Here is a 17,279-nt window from a genome sequence, read left to right on the forward strand (position 1 = left end):
GTCTCGTGGACCGGCCCTGGGAGAGGCACCCGAGGGAGACGGGCCCTAGAGGGCGAGGAAGGGCTCGGGGTAGCGGCAGAGCCCGCGCGGGCCGCCGTCGTACCCCGTCAGCGGCAGCGCCTGGAAGTACGTCTCCGGCACCTCGAACGGGCCGGTGACCTCGTGCCGCCCGGCCGGCGCGAAGCCGAACCGCTTGTAGTACTCCGGATCGCCGAGGACGACCACGAGCTTCTCGCCCGCGTCCTCGGCCGCCGTCAGCGCGGCCCGGACGACCAGCTCGCCGACGCCCCGGCGCTGCCACTCGGGCGCCACCGCGACCGGCGCGAGCGCCAGCCCCCTGCCGTCGCCGACCCGCAGCCGGCTCAGCAGCGCGTGCCCGATCACCAGCCCGGCCTCGTCGACCGCCACCACGGACAGGCCGGGCAGCCAGGCGGGATCGCGGCGCAGCGCGTCCACCAGGTCCGCCTCGTCCGGCCCTGGGAACGCGGCCATGTGGACGCGCCTGGTCGCCGGGGCGTCATCCGGACATTCGACTCTCGTTGTGACCTGCATTGAGTCAACCCTCCCTGTGTCACACACCGTTGTGGACCGGCCCCGGACGGTGGGTGGACCGTCCGGGGCCGTTGCAGGTTAGCGGATGACGCGGTGTCAGGACTTGGGCTGAGCCTCGCCCTTGGCGTCCTCGCGGACCTTCGGCTGGGCGTCCACGCCGGCCTCGCGGCGCTGTGCCGGGGTGATCGGGGTCGGGGCACCGGTCAGCGGGTCGCCGCCGGTGGACGTCTTCGGGAAGGCGATGACGTCCCGGATGGTGTCGTACCCGCCCAGCAGCGTGACGATGCGGTCCAGGCCGAAGGCGACACCACCGTGCGGCGGCGGGCCGTAGTTGAAGGCGTCCAGCAGGAAGCCGAACTGCGAGGCCGCCTCCTCCTCGGAGAGGCCGATCGCGTCGAACGCCCGCTTCTGCACGTCGCGCTGGTGGATACGGATCGAACCGCCGCCCAGCTCCGAGCCGTTGAGGACCAGGTCGTAGGCGTTGGACAGCGCCGAGCCCGGGTCGGTGTCGAAGGTGGCCAGCGACTCCGCGGTCGGGGCGGTGAACGGGTGGTGCACCGCGTGCCAGCCCTGGAACTGACCCTTGTCGTCCTCGATCGGCTCGAACATCGGGAAGTCGACGACCCAGAGGAAGGCCCACTTGGACTCGTCGATCAGCTCGCAGCGGCGGCCGATCTCCAGACGGGCGGCGCCGAGCAGCTCCTGCGAGGCGCGCTCCTTGCCGGCCGCGAAGAAGATCGCGTCGCCGTTCTTGGCGCCCGCGGCGGCGGCGAGGCCGGCCAGGTGCTCCTCGGAGAGGTTCTTGGCGACCGGGCCGCGCAGCTCGCCGGTCTCGGCGTCGATGAGGACGTACGCCAGGCCCTTGGCGCCGCGCGCCTTGGCCCAGTCCTGCCAGGCGTCCAGCTGCTTGCGCGGCTGCGAGGCACCGCCGGGCATGACCACGGCGCCGACGTACGGGGCCTGGAAGACGCGGAAGTCGGTGCCCTTGAAGTACTCGGTCAGGTCGGTGAGCTCCTGGCCGAAGCGGACGTCCGGCTTGTCCGAGCCGTAGCGGCCCATGGCGTCCGCGTAGGTCATCCGCGGCAGCGGGTTCGGGACCTCGTAGCCGTGCACCTCGCGCCAGATGGCGCCGATGATCTTCTCGCCGAGGGCCAGGATGTCCTCCTGGTCGACGAAGGAGGCCTCGATGTCCAGCTGGGTGAACTCCGGCTGCCGGTCGGCGCGGAAGTCCTCGTCGCGGAAGCAGCGGGCGATCTGGTAGTAGCGCTCCATGCCGGCCACCATCAGCAGCTGCTTGAACAGCTGGGGCGACTGCGGCAGGGCGTACCAGTGGCCGGGCTGGAGGCGGACCGGGACGAGGAAGTCGCGGGCGCCCTCGGGGGTGGAGCGGGTGAGGTACGGCGTCTCGATGTCGAGGTAGTCGTTCTCCTCCATCACCCGGCGGATGATGTTGTTGACCTTGGAGCGCAGGCGCAGGCCCTTGGCCGGGCCCTCACGGCGCAGGTCCAGGTAGCGGTAGCGCAGCCGGACCTCCTCGTTGACCGTGCCCGGCTCGTACTCGGCGACCGGGAAGGGCAGCGGGGCGGCCTCGGAGAGCACCTCGATCTCGCTGACGACGACCTCGACGGCGCCGGTCGGGATGTCCGGGTTCTCGTTGCCCTCGGGGCGGACCCGGACGTCGCCGACGACCTTGACGCAGTACTCGGCGCGCAGGCCGTGCACCGAGTCGAGGTCGCGGACCACGATCTGCACGGTGCCGGAGGCGTCGCGCAGATCGATGAAGGCGACGCCGCCGTGGTCGCGGCGGCGGGCGACCCAGCCGGCCAGGGTGACGGTGGTGCCTGCGTGCTCCGGGCGGAGCGTGCCCGCGTCGTGCGTGCGGATCACAGCTGCTTCTCCTTCAGGGTGGTGACGAGTGCGTCGAGGGCGACGGGGGTCTGCTCGCCGGTGCTCAGGTCCTTGAGCTGGACGACGCCCTCGGCGAGGTCCCGGTCCCCGGCGATCAGGGCGAAGCGGGCGCCGGACCGGTCGGCGGACTTCATGGCGTTCTTGATGCTCTTGACGCCGAAGGCGAGGTCGGTGGCCACACCGGCCCGGCGCAGCTCGGTCACCTTGGCGAACAGGACGTCCTTGGCCTCCTCGCCGAGCGCGACGGCGTACACGGCGGTGGCGGACGGCAGCTCCAGGGCGATGCCCTCGGCCTCCATCGCGAGGAAGGTGCGGTCCACGCCGAGCGCCCAGCCGACGGACGGCAGCGCCGGGCCGCCGATCATCTCGGACAGGCCGTCGTAGCGGCCGCCGCCGCCGATCGCGGACTGGGCGCCGAGGCCGTTGTGCACGAACTCGAAGGTGGTGCGGGTGTAGTAGTCCAGGCCGCGCACCAGCTTGGGGTCGTCCACGTAGGCCACGCCCGCCGCGGTGAGCAGCTCGCGCACCTTCTCGTGGTACGCCTTGCACTCCTCGCACAGGTAGTCGCGCAGCATCGGCGCGTCGACCAGCTGGGCCTGCACGGACTCGCGCTTGTCGTCGAGGACGCGCAGCGGGTTGATCTCGGCGCGGCGGCGGGTCTCCTCGTCCAGGTCCAGGCCGGAGAGGAACTCGATCAGCGCGGCGCGGTAGACGGGGCGGCACTGCTTGTCGCCGAGGCTGTTGAGCAGCAGCGAGTAGTTCCGCACCCCGAGCGAGCTGAAGGCGTCGTCGGCCAGGATGACCAGCTCGGCGTCGAGCGCCGGGTCCTCCGCGCCGATCGCCTCGGCGCCGACCTGGGAGAACTGGCGGTAGCGGCCCTTCTGGGCGCGCTCGTAGCGGTAGTACGAGGCGGAGTACCAGAGCTTGACCGGCAGGTTGCCCTGCTTGTGCAGGTTGGCCTGGAGGGCGGCGCGCAGCACCGGGGCGGTGCCCTCGGGGCGCAGCGCGAGCTCGTCGCCGCCCTTGGTGGTGAGGGTGTACATCTCCTTGGAGACGATGTCGGTGGACTCGCCGACACCGCGGGAGAACAGCTTCACGTCCTCGAAGACCGGGGTCTCGACGTAGCCGTAACCGGCCCGGCGGGAGGGCTCGGAGAGCCGGTCGCGGATCGCCAGGAACGTCGCGGAGCTGGGGGGCAGCAGGTCGTAGGTGCCCTTGGGGGCGGTGAAGGTGCTCAACTTCTCTTCCGTCACATTCCTCGTCGCGGGAAAGCCGGGGCGCCCGCCGCCCCTGCTGCCTGTCGGAGGTAGGGGTTGGTGGCGCGCTCGCGGCCGATGGTGGTCTGACCGCCGTGGCCGGAGAGGACCACGGTGGAGTCGTCGAGGGGCAGGCACACCCGGGCCAGCGAGTTCATGATCGCCTCGCTGTCCCCGCCCGGGAGGTCGGTACGCCCTATGGAGCCGGCGAACAGCAGGTCACCCGAGAACAGCACCGGGGGGAGGTCCTCGGCACCGGGCGTCCGGAAGGTCACCGACCCCCCGGTATGGCCCGGGGCGTGGTCCACCGTGAGCTTCAGGCCGGCCAGCTCCAGCACGCTGCCGTCGGTGAGCTCGCGCACGTCGTCGGGCTCGCCGACGGTGAGCTCGCCCATCAGCTGGGTGCCCAGGGAGCGGCCGAGCGCCTTCTCCGGGTCGGACATCATGTAGCGGTCCTCGGGGTGGATCCAGGCCGGGACGCCGCGGGCGCCGCAGACCGGGACCACCGAGGCCACGTGGTCGATGTGGCCGTGGGTGAGCAGCACGGCGACGGGCTTCAGCCGGTGCTCGCGGACCATCTCCTCGACGCCCCGGGCCGCCTGGTGGCCGGGATCGACGATGACGCACTCCTCGCCCGCCGCCGGAGCGACCAGGTAGCAGTTGGTGCCCCAGGCTCCAGCGGGGAATCCGGCGATGAACACGCTCGTCCTTCGTTATGTGGTCGGCGACGGCTACGGGATGCAAGTCAAGTGGTGTAAGCGCAGCCTACCGGCGGTCCGGGTCCGGTTGCGAACCAGATGGCGGTGGCGGGGCGCGCGGCCTGACAGGTTCACCGCGTTCTTACGGGCCGGGTCCCTACACTTGGCCGCCGAGGGATGCGATGATCCGCTCCGGAATCCATCCACTTTTCCCGCACATCCGTAGGAGACACGGCCGGTGGTCAGCAGCGAACAGCGGCGGCGGCAGCTCGCCCGAGAGAAGTACGAGCGCCAGTTGGAGCGCCGGGTCGCGGCCGAGGCCGCGCGCAAGCGGCGCAACACGATCCTGGGCGCCTCGCTCGCGGTCGTGGTGCTGGCCGGCGGTGGCACCCTGATCGCCACCGGCGCGTTCAGTTCGGACGACAAGGGCGACAAGAAGGCCTCGGCCGCGAACAGCGCCCAGGCCGCGCCGACCGCGGAGCCGACCACCCCGACCCGCAAGCCGGTCGAGGGCTGCGCCGCCCCGGCGCCGGGCGCGCCCAACGGCAAGCAGTGGCAGGCCGAGCCGCCGATGACGATCGATCCGAGCGGCTCGTACGCCATGACGCTGGACAGCAACTGCGGCAAGGTGACGATCGCGCTGGACGCGGCCAAGGCCCCGCACACCGTGAACTCCTTCGCCTTCCTGGCCGGCGAGAAGTACTTCGACCACACCAAGTGCCACCGCCTCACCACCGACGGCATCTTCGTGCTCCAGTGCGGCGACCCGACCGCCAGCGCGACCGTCCCGGGCGGCACCGGCGGTCCCGGCTACAAGTTCGCGGACGAGAACCTGGCCGGCGCGACCTACCCGGCCGGCACCGTGGCGATGGCCAACTCGGGCCCGGGCACCAACGGCAGCCAGTTCTTCCTGGTCTACAAGGACACCAAGCTGCCGCCGAACTACACGCCCTTCGGCAAGATCACCGGCGGTCTGGACGCGGTGCAGAAGATCGCCGCCGCGGGCACCCTGGAAGGCTCGCCCGACGGCCACCCGATGGCCGACGTCACCTTCAACTCCGTTACGGTGGCGAAGGGTTGACCGACTCCGGGGCCGTCGGCGGGCGGCGTGCGCGCCGCCCCCGCACGGCCCCGGACCGAAATCGCCCGGCCCGGATGCGGACAGCACCGGTCCTGGTCGCCTATGTTGGCGTTGTATAGGGTGCCCGGACCCGCCTAGCCGTCACCCTCGGCAGCAAGGCACGGCGGACGGGGACGGCGGACTCTTTCGGTCCGTCGCACATCAACTGTGGACGACGGACGCGCGCCGCCCCGGCGCGGGCGCGACGTCATGTGGAGGACGCGCTATGAGCAGCGACCCGTGGGGCCGTGTGGACGAGCAGGGCACGGTCTACGTCAGGACGGCCGACGGTGAACGCGTCGTCGGTTCCTGGCAGGCCGGCTCGCCCGAGGAGGCCCTCGCCTACTTCGAGCGCAAGTACCAGGGCATCGAGGTGGAGATCGGCCTGCTGGAGAAGCGGGTGCGCACCACCGACCTGGCCGCGAAGGACGCCCAGGCCGCGCTGGAGCACCTGCGTGCCCAGGTGGTCGAGGGGCACGCGGTCGGCGACCTGGAGGGCCTGGCCAAGCGGCTGGACACGCTCGCCGGTGAGATCGAGAGCCGGCGCGAGCAGCGCAAGGCCGCTCGCGCCAAGGCCCAGGACGAGGCCCGTTCGGCCAAGGAGGCCCTGGTCTCCGAGGCCGAGCAGCTCGCCGAGTCCACCCAGTGGCGGGAGGCCGGGGACCGGCTGCGCGCCCTGGTGGACACCTGGAAGGGCCTGCCGCGGCTTGACCGCAAGAGCGACGACGAGCTGTGGCACCGCTTCTCGCACGCCCGCTCGGTCTTCTCCAAGCACCGCAAGGCGCACTTCGCCACCCTGGACGCCGAGCGCGAGAGGGCGCGGCAGACCAAGGAGTCGCTGGTCGCCGAGGCCGAGGCGCTGTCCTCGTCCACGGAGTGGGGCAGCACCGCCGCCTCCTACCGCGACCTGATGGCGCGCTGGAAGGCCGCCGGCCGGGCCCAGCGGGACATCGAGGACGAGCTGTGGGCGCGGTTCCGCGGCGCCCAGGACGTCTTCTTCCAGGCCCGCTCCGCGGTGTTCAGCGAGCGGGACGCCGAGCAGGTGGAGAACCAGAAGCTCAAGGAGGCGCTGGCCGCCGAGGCCGAGGCGATCCTGCCGATCACCGACCTCAAGGCCGCCAAGGCCGCGCTGCGCGAGGTCAACGAGCGCTGGGAGGCCATCGGCCACGTGCCGCGCGAGGTCCGTCCGAAGCTGGACGGCCGGCTGAACGCGGTCGAGCGGGCCATCCGCGAGGCCGAGGAGGCCGAGTGGAAGCGCTCCAACCCGGAGGCCAAGGCCCGCGCGGCCGGCATGGTGGGCCTGTTCCAGGCGAAGGCCGACAAGATCCAGGCCGACCTGGACAAGGCCCGCGCGGCCGGCAACTCCTCCAAGGTCGCCAAGCTGGAGTCCGAGCTGGCCGGCGTGCGGACCCTGCTGGACCAGGCGCACAAGAGCCAGGAGGAGTTCAGCGGCTGACCGCCCTGACCCGCCGAACCGCGAAGGCCCCCCGGGAGCACTCCCGGGGGGCCTTCCGCGCTGTTGCCGCCCCAGGGCGGGGCGGGGCGGCGCCGCTACTTGCGGGCGGAGGTGACGCGGTAGACGTCGTACACGCCCTCGACGCCGCGCACCGCCTTGAGCACGTGGCCCAGGTGCTTCGGGTCGCCCATCTCGAAGGTGAAGCGGCTCATCGCCACCCGGTCCCGGGAGGTCTGCACCGCCGCCGACAGGATGTTGACGTGCTGGTCGGACAGCACCCGGGTGACGTCCGAGAGCAGCCGGGAGCGGTCCAGCGCCTCGACCTGGATGGCCACCAGGAAGACCGAGGACTGGGTGGCCGCCCACTCGACGTCGATCATGCGCTCCGGCTGCTGGCTCAGCGCGTCCACGTTGACGCAGTCCGCGCGGTGCACCGAGACGCCGTTGCCGCGGGTCACGAAGCCGACGATCGGGTCGCCCGGCACCGGGGTGCAGCAGCGGGAGAGCTTGACCCAGACGTCCTCGACACCCTTGACGATCACCCCCGGGTCGCCCTTGGCCCGGCGGCGCGCCGCACGGCGGTTGTCGTGGGTCGGGGTGGCGGTCTCCGCCAGGTCCTCGGTCGCGCCCTCCTCGCCACCGAGCGCCTGCACCAGCTTCTGCACGATGTTCGGCGCGGCGACGTGGCCCTCGCCGATCGCGGCGTAGAGCGAGGAGATGTCGGGGTAGCGCATCTCGTGGGCCAGGGTGACCAGCGAGTCGCCGGTCAGGATCCGCTGGATCGGCAGGCCCTGCTTGCGCATCGCCCGGACGATCGCCTCCTTGCCGTGCTCGATCGCCTCCTCGCGGCGCTCCTTGGAGAACCAGGCGCGGATCTTGTTGCGGGCGCGCGGCGACTTGACGAAGCCCAGCCAGTCCCGGGACGGGCCGGCGTTCTCCGCCTTGGAGGTGAACACCTCGACGGTGTCGCCGTTCTCCAGGGTCGACTCCAGCGGCACCAGCCGCCCGTTGACCCGGGCGCCTATCGTCCGGTAGCCGACCTCGGTGTGCACGGCGAAGGCGAAGTCGACCGGGGTGGCCCCGGCCGGCAGGGCTATCACGTCGCCCTTGGGGGTGAAGACGAAGACCTCGTTGCTGGCCAGGTCGAAGCGCAACGACTCCAGGAACTCGCCCGGGTCGGCGGTCTCCTTCTGCCAGTCCAGCAGCTGCCGCAGCCAGGCCATCTCGTTGACGGCGCCGGCCTTGTCGTCCTTGCGGACCTGGGTCGGGGTGTCGGTACGCACCTTGGACGCCCCGGCCACCGCGCGCTGCTTGTACTTCCAGTGCGCGGCGATGCCGTACTCGGCCCGCCGGTGCATGTCGAAGGTGCGGATCTGCAGCTCGACCGGCTTGCCCCCGGGACCGATCACCGTGGTGTGCAGCGACTGGTACATGTTGAACTTGGGCATCGCGATGTAGTCCTTGAACCGCCCCGGCACCGGGTTCCACCGCGCGTGGATGGTGCCCAGCGCCGCGTAGCAGTCGCGGACGGTGTCGACCAGGACCCGGATGCCCACCAGGTCGTAGATCTCGGCGAAGTCCCGGCCCCGGACGATCATCTTCTGGTAGACCGAGTAGTAGTGCTTCGGCCGGCCGGTGACGGAGGCGGTGATCCGGGCGCCGCGCAGGTCCGCCTGGACCTGGTCGATGACGGTCGCCAGGTACTCGTCCCGCTTGGGGGCGCGCTCGGCGACCAGCCGGACGATCTCGTCGTACATCTTGGGGTAGAGGATCGCGAAGGCGAGGTCCTCCAGCTCCCACTTGATGGTGTTCATGCCCAGCCGGTGCGCCAGCGGGGCGTAGATCTCCAGCGTCTCGCGGGCCTTCTTCTCCTGCTTCTCCCGCTTGAGGTAGCGCATCGTGCGCATGTTGTGCAGGCGGTCGGCCAGCTTGATCACCAGGACCCGCGGGTCCTTGGCCATCGCCACGACCATCTTGCGGACGGTCTCGGCCTGCGCGGCCTCGCCGAACTTGACCCGGTCCAGCTTGGTGACGCCGTCCACCAGCAGGGCCACCGAGTCGCCGAAGTCCTTGCGCAGGGTCTCCAGGCCGTAGTCGGTGTCCTCGACGGTGTCGTGCAGCAGCCCGGCCATCAGGGTCGGGGCGTCCATGCCGAGCTCGGCCAGGATCGTCGCCACCGCCAGCGGGTGGGTGATGTACGGGTCGCCGCTCTTGCGCTTCTGCCCGCGGTGCCACTTCTCGGCGACCGCGTACGCCTTCTCTATGTCGCGCAGCAGCGCCGGGTCGGCCTTGGGGTCGTTGGCCCGGATCGAGCGGAACAGCGGCTCCAGGACGGGGTTGAGCACGCTGGAGCGCTGGCCGCCCAGGCGGGCCAGCCGGGCTCGCATGCCGCCGGTGGAGCCGCGGCCGGAGGGGCCGAGCGAACGCGACGAGGTCGGCGCCGGGCGTGCCGGGGTGGCCCCCGAGGGCGTGGGACGGTTTTCGGGGGTGGCCGCTGCGGCCGTGGGCACAACCTCGTCGGGCAAGGACAACTCCTCGGGGCACCGGGGCCGCCCCCTGCCGGGACCCGAACGGTCGGGCAGAACCGGGAGGGGATGAATCTTCATGGTACCGAGCCTGGCGCCGGGGTGTTCATCCGGCCGTGCCAGGAAACGGAAGGACGGCGGTCGGATGTTCCGACCGCCGTCCTTCCAAGGTGTCCGTCAGACCGTGACCAGCGTCTCCAGCGGAGCGCCGTCCAGGTGCCCGGCCAGCCGCTCGCGGCCGTCCAGGAAGCCCAGCTCCATCAGCACCACGACGCCCGCCAGCTCGGCCCCGGCCTCCTTCACCAGGTCCAGCGAGGCGCCGATGGTGCCGCCGGTGGCCAGCACGTCGTCCACCACCAGCACCCGCTCACCGGGAGCGAAGGCGTCGCACTGCACCTCCAGCGTCGCCGAGCCATACTCCAGCTCGTACGAGCGCCGGAACACCTCACCGGGCAGCTTGCCCTGCTTGCGGATCGGCACGAAGCCGAGCCCGGCCGCGAAGGCCGCCGGAGCCGCCAGCACGAAGCCGCGCGCCTCCAGGCCCACCACCTTGGTCGCACCGAGCTGCGCGGCCCGGTCCGCCAGCGCGCCGGTCAGGGCGCCGAAGGCCTCGGCGTCGGCGAGCAGCGGCGCGATGTCCTTGAACAGCACACCCGGCTTCGGGTAGTCCGGGACGTCCCGGATCCGGCTGTTCAGCAGCTCGGCCAGTGCGGTGTCGACGGTGGTCACGGTTCTGTCCTTAACGGTCCGGTGGGGCCCGGGGTCCTGCCCGGGGTCAGCGCTTGGTGGACGGACGGCCCTTGGCACGGGCGGTGCCGGCCGACCGGCCACGCTGTCCGACCATACCCGCAGGCTGCTCCTCGCCCGTCGGCTCCCCGTCCGCCTCGGCACCGTCCGCGGCCTCGGCCTTGGCGGCCGCGGCGGCCCGGTGCTGCAGGACCCGCTTGCGCAGCGCCTTCATCTCCGGCTGCTCCTCCTTGAGCTGCGCCAGCAGCGGGGTGGCGACGCAGATCGAGGAGTAGGCACCGGCCGCGAGGCCGATGAACAGCGCGAGCGAGATGTCGTTCAGGGTGCCGGCGCCCAGCAGGCCGCCACCGATGAACAGCAGCGCGGCGACCGGCAGCAGCGCCACCACGGTGGTGTTGAGCGAGCGCACCAGGGTCTGGTTGAGGCCGGCGTTGGCGGCCTCGCTGTAGGTGAGCTTGTTCTGCTTGGTGATCCCCTTGGTGTTCTCCTTCACGGTGTCGAAGACGACGACCGTGTCGTAGAGCGAGTAACCGAGGATGGTCAGGAAGCCGATCACCGTACCCGGGGTGACCTCGAAGCCCACCAGGGCGTACACGCCGATGGTGATCAGGAGGTCGTGGATGAGGGCGACCAGGGCGGAGACCGCCATCCGCCACTCGAAGGCGATCGCCAGGTAGACCGTCACCAGGACCATGAAGACGATCAGGCCGGTGAGCGCCTTCTGGGAGATCTGCTTGCCCCAGCTGGGGCCGATCACCTGGGCCTCGACGGTGTCCAGCGGCACGCCGAGCTTCTGCGAGAGCTCGGAGCGGATCTCGTCCGAGCTCTTCGGCTCCTCGGTGCTGACCTGGATGCGGATCTTGCCGCTGTCGGTCGACTGCACCAGCGGGTGCGAGGAGACGACCCCGTTGGCGGTGTCCTGCGCCTGGGAGACCGTCAGGCCGGGCTTGGCCACGGTGTAGACCGAGCCGCCCTTGAACTCGATGCCCAGGTGCAGGCCCATGGCCAGGCCGATCGCCGCGACCAGCACGATCACGCCGGAGATGGAGTACCAGAGCTTACGGCGTCCGACGAAGTCGAAGCTGACTTCGCCCTGGTAGAGCCGGTGGCCCAGGTTGGAGAAGCGTGACACGGTGTCAGGCCTCCTTCACGGCGGCAGAGGAGGGGCTACGGCGACGGCTGCTGCGCAGCGGCGGGCGGGCGCCCAGCCGCTTCGGGTCCAGGCCGGACCACGGGTGGCCGTTCAGGAAGAACTTCCGGCGGGCCAGCAGCGTGATCAGCGGCTTGGTGAAGAGGAAGATCACCACCACGTCGAGCAGGGTGGTCAGACCCAGGGTGAACGCGAAGCCCTGGACCTTGCCGACCGAGACCACGTAGAGCACGGCGGCACAGAGGAAGGACACGAAGTCCGAGACCAGGATGGTGCGCCGGGCGCGCGGCCAGGCCCGCTGGACCGCCGGGCGCAGCGGGGCGCCCTCGCGGACCTCGTCGCGGATGCGCTCGAAGTACACGATGAAGGAGTCGGCGGTGATGCCGATCGCGACGATCGCACCGCAGACCGCCGGCAGGTTCAGCGCGAAGCCGATCGCGTTGCCGAGCAGGCTCATGATCGAGTAGGTCAGGGCCGCCGAGACGAGCAGACCGGCGATCGAGACCAGGCCGAGGCCGCGGTAGTAGATCAGCGAGTAGGCGACCACCAGGACCATGCCGATCAGGCCGGCGACCAGACCGGCCTTGAGCTGGTCGCTGCCGAGCGCCGGGGAGACGGTGGTGATGTCGCTCTTGGCGAACTCCAGCGGCAGGGCGCCGTAGCTCAGCACGTTGGCGAGGTCCTGTGCCTCGGCCTGGCTGAAGCGGCCGGTGATGACCGCGCTGCCACCCGGGATCGGCCCGTTGACCTGCGGGTGGGAGACCACCTGGTTGTCCAGCACGATGGCGAACTGGTTGGTCGGCGGGGCCTGGGCGGCCAGCTGGCCGGTGACCTTGGCGAAGGCGTCGGTGCCGGTGCCGTTGAACTGCAGCTGGACCTGCCAGCCGGCACCCGTCTGGGTGTCGATGCTGGCCTGGGCCTTGGAGACGTCCGCGCCCTTCACGGCCGCGGGGCCGAGGGCCAGCTTCTCGTAGTAGCCGTTCTCGGCCTTCTGGGAGCAGGCGACGACGGCCTTGTCCTCGGCGCCGGTCTGGGCGGCGCGGACGTCCGGCTTGGAGCAGTCCAGGGCGGCGAAGGCGGCGGCCAGCTCGGGCGGCACGGTGCCCTGGGTCATCGCGTTGCTGATGTCGGCCGGGGTCTGCGGGACGGCCGGGGTGCTCGGGGCGCCGGTGGCGGCCGGGGCCGCGCTGCCGGTGGCGGCGGGGGCGGCACCGGTGGCGGCGGGGGCGGCACCGGTGGCGGCGGCGGTCGGGCTGGCGCCCTCGGCGGCCAGCGCCTCGCTCGCGGGGCGACCCTGCTTGGTGGCGCTCGGGGCCGCGGACTGGGCACCGGCGGAGGGGGTGGCGGCCGGCGTGGCGCCCGGGGTGCCGGTGGCGGCCGCGGACGGGGTGCCGGTCGGCTCCGGTGCGGAGATGCCGCTGGGGGCAACGGCCAGGACCGGGCGGAAGAACAGCTTCGCGGTGGTACCCACCTGGTCCGCCGCGTTCTGCCGGTCACCGCCCTTGGGGATGTTCACGATGATCGTGTCCGAGCCCTGGGTCTGGACCTCCGCCTCGGAGACACCCATGCCGTTGACGCGGCGCTCGATGATCCCGACGGCGATGTCCATGTTGGACTTGTTGAGAGCCTTGGGATCGGACGACTTCGCGGTCAGCGTGATGCTGGTGCCACCGGCGAGATCGATCCCGAGCCGGGGCTTGGTGGTGCCCGTCCCGAACATGAGGGCGACCAGTCCGACGGTGACGACCAGGATGAGGGCCAGCGCCCGCCCTGGGTAGCCGTCGCGCGGGCGCGACTTGGGTGTTGCCACCTTGCTCGTTTCTCCCTGTCCATGCCACTTTCCCGGCCGTACCCCCGGCCGGCGATAGTCGGGACGGGGGTACGGCGGTTCTGCGGCCCTGAGGTCCTGTGGGCTCGCGGCGGATGCCGCGCGGCCGGGCGGGTTGCCCGGCCGTACTACTTGCTCTCGGGAGCCCCGCCCTCGGCATCGCCCTTCGCGGCGCTGTCCTTGGTGAGCGTCAGCGGCTTGTCCTCGACCGGCGCGGCGTCGGCGTCCTCGGCCTCCGGCTCGGGCAGCTCGTCATCGGCGGGGCGGCCGTTGATGATCGCGTCGTACTCCTGGGGGTCCAGGACGGCCGCGACGGCGCTCTTGGTGAAGTGGGTGACCACGCCGGGCGCGATCTCCAGCTCGACGGTCTCCTCGTTGACCGCCTTCACCTGGGCGTACAGGCCACCGATGGTGCGCACCCCCGCCCCGGGCTCCAGCGCCGTCTGCATCTGCTGCATCTGCTGCTGGCGCTTCTTCTGCGACCGGAACATGAGCACGATCGCGATGATCGGGAGGAGAAGGATGATGAGGTTCACTGCAGCCAGGGTCCTTTACGGGCCGCCGGCCGGCGGCCTGTGTGGTATTGGTCGGCCCGTCAGGTGAGAGGGGCGGTCCGGCGGAGTCTAGGCGACCCCGAATCGATCGGACAACGCCAAGCATCGCATCCTGCCGCCGAAAGTGGCGACCCTCCGCCTGCACAGTTTCACCGGACTTCGCTCCGGGCCACTCCCCGCGCCACCTCGGGAGCACCGGACGGGAGCCGACCCGCCGATCTCACCCGTTCAGCCGATGGCGGTCAACTTTCGTCGGCGGGGAACAGCTCCGACTGCGCCGGAACACTTCTGCGAGTGGTCTGGACCGGCGGAGTCAGGCCGAGGTGCTGCCAGGCGGCAGCGGTGGCGATCCGACCACGCGGAGTGCGGGCGAGCAGCCCCTCGCGGACCAGGAAGGGCTCGGCGACCTCCTCGACCGTCTCGGACTCCTCCCCCACGGCGACGGCGAGTGTCGACAAACCGACCGGACCGCCGCCGAACAGCCGCAGCAGCGCGTCCAGCACCGCGCGGTCCAGCCGGTCCAGCCCGCGGGCGTCCACCTCGTAGACGTCCAGCGCCTGGGCGGCGATCTCGGCGTTGACCAGGCCGTCGTGCCGGACCTGGGCGTAGTCGCGGACCCGGCGCAGCAGCCGGTTGGCGATGCGCGGGGTGCCCCGCGAGCGCCCGGCGATCTCGGCCGCACCGGCCGGGTCTATCTCCACGTCCAGCAGCGCGGCCGAGCGGTGCACCACCCGCTGGAGCTCGGCCGGGGCGTAGAACTCCATGTGCCCGGTGAAGCCGAAGCGGTCGCGCAGCGGCGGCGGCAGCAGGCCGGCCCTGGTGGTGGCGCCGACCAGGGTGAAGGGCGGCAGCTCCAGCGGGATGGCGGTGGCGCCCGGTCCCTTGCCGACGATCACGTCGACCCGGAAGTCCTCCATCGCCATGTAGAGCATCTCCTCGGCCGGCCGGGACATCCGGTGGATCTCGTCGAGGAAGAGCACCTCGCCCTCGGTGAGCGAGGAGAGGATCGCCGCGAGGTCACCCGCGTGCTGGATGGCCGGGCCGGAGGTGATCCGGATCGGGGCGCCCAGCTCGGCGGCGATGATCATGGACAGGGTGGTCTTGCCGAGCCCGGGCGGGCCGCTCAGCAGCACGTGGTCGGGCGCGCTGCCGCGCTTGCGGGCGGCCTGGAGCACCAGCGACAGCTGCTCGCGCACCCGCTCCTGGCCGATGAACTCGTCCAGCAGCTTGGGGCGCAGCGCCGCCTCCACCGCCTGGTCCTCGCCGTCGGCGGCGGCCGTGACCAGCCGGTCGGCGGGTTCCGAGTCGTACATCCTCGCGGGCTCCAGAGTCTCCAGTGTCGACAAGCAGACAGATCGTCAGGTGATCAGCGGGCGCGGTTGAGGCCGCGCAGGGCGAGCCTGAGCAGGGCGCCGACGTCCGGCGTCGGCTGCGCCTCGGCCTCCGGGGTGACGGCGGCGACCGCCTCGTCCGCCTCGCGCGGGGCGTAGCCGAGGCCGGTCAGCGCGGAGTGCAGCTGCTCGCTCCACGGCGCCGGACCGGCGGCGATCGGCTTCTGGGCGGGGACGGCGCCGTGCGGTGCGCCGAGCTTGTCCTTGTACTCCAGCAGCAGCTTGGCCGCCTTGGCCTTGCCGATGCCCGGCACGGCGACCAGCGCCTTCTCGTCGCCGGCCGCGATGGCGGCGCGCAGCGCGTCGGGGCTGTGCACGCCGAGGATCGCCTGCGCCAGCTTGGGGCCGACACCGGGCGCCGCCTGGAGGATCTCGAACACGGCGCGCTCGTCGTCGTCCGCGAAGCCGAACAGCGTCAGCGAGTCCTCCCGGACCACCAGGGAGGTGGCCAGCCGGACCGGCTCGCCCAGCCGCAGCCCGGCCAGGGTGTTCGGGGTGCACTGCACGGCCATGCCGACGCCGCCCACCTCGACGACCGCGATCCCGGAGGAGACGGCCGCCACGGGCCCTTGCACGAAGGCGATCATCGAACGGTGCCTTTCGAAGGAGTGGAGCGGGGGGTGGTGCGGGCGGCCCGGACCGCGGCCTCCAGCCGGTTGCTCGCCCCGCCGCGCCAGATGTGGCAGATGGCCAGCGCCAGCGCGTCGGCGGCGTCGGCGGGCTTGGGCGGCGCGTCCAGCCGCAGCAGGCGCTGCACCATGGCGGTGACCTGCGCCTTCTCTGCCCGGCCCGAGCCGGTGACGGCGGCCTTGACCTCACTGGGGGTGTGCAGGGTGACGGGTATGCCGCGCCGGGTGGCGCAGAGCATCGCGACCGCGCTGGCCTGGGCGGTGCCCATCACGGTGCGGACGTTGTGCTGGGCGAAGACCCGCTCGACGGCGACCAGGTCCGGCCGGTGCTCGTCCAGCCAGGCCTCCAGGCCCTGCTCGATCTGAAGCAGCCGCTGCCCGATCTCCGCCTCGGCGGGGGTGCGCACCACGCCGACGCCGGCCATCCGCAGCGGCCGGCCCGGCGCGCCCTCGACCACGCCGACTCCGCACCTGGTCAGCCCCGGGTCCACGCCCAGTACCCGCACCACTCGCCCCGACTCCCTGCCACTCGCCACTCGAAGGACCCCCGCAGGCTACCGCCCGGGTCCGACAACCCGACCGACGACACCGGCCCGGTGGTCCAGGGACCACCGGGCCGGGCAGTGAGAACGGTCACTCGCCGTCGATCGATCGATGCCGTGTCACTCGGCGTCGAGCTGCGCACCGACCTCGTCGGAGATGTCGAAGTTGGCGAAGACGTTCTGCACGTCGTCGCTGTCCTCGAGCGCGTCGATCAGCTTCAGGATCTTGCGGGCGCCGTCGACGTCCAGCTCGACCTGCATGCTGGGCAGGAAGTTCGCCTCGGCCGAGTCGTAGTCGACGCCGGCGTCGACCAGCGCGGTGCGCACGGCGACCATCTTCGAGGCCTCGGAGACGATCTCGAACGAGTCGCCGAGGTCGTTGATCTCCTCGGGCTCCTGGTCCAGGACGACCTCGAACAGCTTGTCCTCGTCCACGCCGTCGGCCTTGGGGACGATGACGACACCCTTGCGGGTGAACAGGTACGACACCGAGCCCGGGTCGGCCATCGAGCCGCCGTTGCGGGTCATCGCGACGCGCACGTCGGAGGCGGCGCGGTTGCGGTTGTCGGTGAGGCACTCGATCAGGACCGCGACGCCGTTCGGGCCGTAGCCCTCGTACATGATGGTCTGGTAGTCGGCGCCGCCGGCCTCCAGGCCGCCACCGCGCTTGACGGCGCGGTTGATGTTGTCGATCGGGACCGAGCTCTTCTTCGCCTTCTGGATGGCGTCGTAGAGCGTCGGGTTGCCCGCCGGGTCGGGGCCGCCGGTGCGCGCCGCCACCTCGATGTTCTTGATCATCTTGGCGAAGAGCTTGCCGCGCTTGGCGTCGATCACGGCCTTCTTGTGCTTGGTGGTAGCCCACTTAGAGTGGCCGGACATCGCCAGCTCCTTTACGTCGCCAAAGGGAAATGAACAGATGAGAT

The 17,279-nt window shown here is 71.5% G+C and carries 15 protein-coding genes; 2 read left to right on the forward strand and 13 right to left on the reverse strand.

Annotated elements, in window-relative coordinates:
- Window positions 1-45: 45 nt before the first annotated feature.
- The 4 genes from ACWDBB_RS12180 to ACWDBB_RS12195 all read right to left on the reverse strand — a co-directional run bounded on the left by ACWDBB_RS12180 (window position 46) and on the right by ACWDBB_RS12195 (window position 4,417).
- Window positions 46-492: a GNAT family N-acetyltransferase gene (locus ACWDBB_RS12180; RefSeq protein ID WP_449789487.1), complete on the reverse strand. Its 447-nt coding sequence runs from the start codon at window positions 490-492 to the stop codon at window positions 46-48.
- 156 nt (window positions 493-648) lie between these two features.
- Window positions 649-2,439 carry an aspartate--tRNA ligase gene (gene aspS / locus ACWDBB_RS12185; protein WP_449789488.1) on the reverse strand — a complete coding sequence of 597 codons (1,791 nt, stop codon included), beginning with the start codon at window positions 2,437-2,439 and terminating at the stop codon, window positions 649-651.
- Window positions 2,436-3,698, reverse strand: a complete 1,263-nt coding sequence (gene hisS / locus ACWDBB_RS12190) for a histidine--tRNA ligase (RefSeq protein WP_449789489.1) — start codon at window positions 3,696-3,698, stop codon at window positions 2,436-2,438. Before hisS ends, aspS begins: the two co-directional genes overlap by 4 nt.
- Window positions 3,699-3,709: 11 nt before the next feature.
- Complete coding sequence (locus ACWDBB_RS12195) at window positions 3,710-4,417, reverse strand: MBL fold metallo-hydrolase (protein ID WP_074002379.1); 708 nt, start codon at window positions 4,415-4,417, stop codon at window positions 3,710-3,712.
- Window positions 4,418-4,652: 235 nt separating this feature from the next.
- Here ACWDBB_RS12195 and ACWDBB_RS12200 point away from each other — a divergent pair, with 235 nt between their 5' ends.
- Both ACWDBB_RS12200 and ACWDBB_RS12205 read left to right on the forward strand, forming a co-directional pair.
- Entirely contained in the window at window positions 4,653-5,495 is an 843-nt protein-coding gene (locus ACWDBB_RS12200; protein ID WP_449789490.1) for a peptidylprolyl isomerase, read from the forward strand.
- A 265-nt stretch (window positions 5,496-5,760) separates the two neighbouring features.
- Window positions 5,761-6,990 (forward strand): DUF349 domain-containing protein, encoded by a 1,230-nt coding sequence (locus ACWDBB_RS12205; RefSeq protein WP_449789491.1) that lies wholly within the window; start codon window positions 5,761-5,763, stop codon window positions 6,988-6,990.
- Window positions 6,991-7,085: 95 nt separating this feature from the next.
- Here ACWDBB_RS12205 and ACWDBB_RS12210 read toward each other — a convergent pair whose 3' ends face one another.
- The 9 genes from ACWDBB_RS12210 to ACWDBB_RS12250 all read right to left on the reverse strand — a co-directional run bounded on the left by ACWDBB_RS12210 (window position 7,086) and on the right by ACWDBB_RS12250 (window position 17,235).
- Window positions 7,086-9,596, reverse strand: a complete 2,511-nt coding sequence (locus ACWDBB_RS12210) for a RelA/SpoT family protein (RefSeq protein ID WP_449789492.1) — start codon at window positions 9,594-9,596, stop codon at window positions 7,086-7,088.
- A gap of 96 nt (window positions 9,597-9,692) precedes the next feature.
- Window positions 9,693-10,244: an adenine phosphoribosyltransferase gene (locus ACWDBB_RS12215; RefSeq protein ID WP_449789493.1), complete on the reverse strand. Its 552-nt coding sequence runs from the start codon at window positions 10,242-10,244 to the stop codon at window positions 9,693-9,695.
- A 46-nt stretch (window positions 10,245-10,290) separates the two neighbouring features.
- On the reverse strand, window positions 10,291-11,394 hold the full coding sequence (gene secF, locus ACWDBB_RS12220; protein WP_449789494.1) for a protein translocase subunit SecF: 1,104 nt from the start codon (window positions 11,392-11,394) through the stop codon (window positions 10,291-10,293).
- 4 nt (window positions 11,395-11,398) lie between these two features.
- On the reverse strand, window positions 11,399-13,222 hold the full coding sequence (secD, locus tag ACWDBB_RS12225) for a protein translocase subunit SecD (protein ID WP_449789495.1): 1,824 nt from the start codon (window positions 13,220-13,222) through the stop codon (window positions 11,399-11,401).
- Window positions 13,223-13,368: 146 nt separating this feature from the next.
- The gene (gene yajC / locus ACWDBB_RS12230) at window positions 13,369-13,776 is read right to left on the reverse strand and encodes a preprotein translocase subunit YajC (protein ID WP_449789496.1); all 408 of its coding nucleotides are present in this window, start codon (window positions 13,774-13,776) and stop codon (window positions 13,369-13,371) included.
- Between the two features lie 260 nt (window positions 13,777-14,036).
- Window positions 14,037-15,107, reverse strand: coding sequence for a Holliday junction branch migration DNA helicase RuvB (gene ruvB, locus ACWDBB_RS12235; RefSeq protein ID WP_449789497.1), 1,071 nt, complete (start codon window positions 15,105-15,107; stop codon window positions 14,037-14,039).
- Window positions 15,108-15,160: 53 nt separating this feature from the next.
- Complete coding sequence (gene ruvA, locus ACWDBB_RS12240) at window positions 15,161-15,772, reverse strand: Holliday junction branch migration protein RuvA (protein WP_402405106.1); 612 nt, start codon at window positions 15,770-15,772, stop codon at window positions 15,161-15,163.
- Window positions 15,769-16,320, reverse strand: coding sequence for a crossover junction endodeoxyribonuclease RuvC (gene ruvC, locus ACWDBB_RS12245; protein WP_449789566.1), 552 nt, complete (start codon window positions 16,318-16,320; stop codon window positions 15,769-15,771). Before ruvC ends, ruvA begins: the two co-directional genes overlap by 4 nt.
- A 156-nt stretch (window positions 16,321-16,476) precedes the next feature.
- Complete coding sequence (locus ACWDBB_RS12250) at window positions 16,477-17,235, reverse strand: YebC/PmpR family DNA-binding transcriptional regulator (protein ID WP_049651428.1); 759 nt, start codon at window positions 17,233-17,235, stop codon at window positions 16,477-16,479.
- Between the last annotated feature and the right edge of the window lie 44 nt (window positions 17,236-17,279).

The sequence above is a fragment of the Kitasatospora sp. NPDC001095 genome, assembly GCF_053598615.1.

Excerpts from the sequence above, each read along its gene's own strand:
- ruvB (WP_449789497.1), bottom strand. The coding sequence starts at position 15,107 with ATGTACGACTCGGAACCCGCCGACCGGCTGGTCACGGCCGCCGCCGAC.
- ACWDBB_RS12250 (WP_049651428.1), bottom strand. The coding sequence starts at position 17,235 with ATGTCCGGCCACTCTAAGTGGGCTACCACCAAGCACAAGAAGGCCGTG.
- ruvA (WP_402405106.1), bottom strand. The coding sequence starts at position 15,772 with ATGATCGCCTTCGTGCAAGGGCCCGTGGCGGCCGTCTCCTCCGGGATC.
- ACWDBB_RS12180 (WP_449789487.1), bottom strand. The coding sequence starts at position 492 with ATGGCCGCGTTCCCAGGGCCGGACGAGGCGGACCTGGTGGACGCGCTG.
- ACWDBB_RS12210 (WP_449789492.1), bottom strand. The coding sequence starts at position 9,596 with ATGAAGATTCATCCCCTCCCGGTTCTGCCCGACCGTTCGGGTCCCGGC.
- ACWDBB_RS12205 (WP_449789491.1), top strand. The coding sequence starts at position 5,761 with ATGAGCAGCGACCCGTGGGGCCGTGTGGACGAGCAGGGCACGGTCTAC.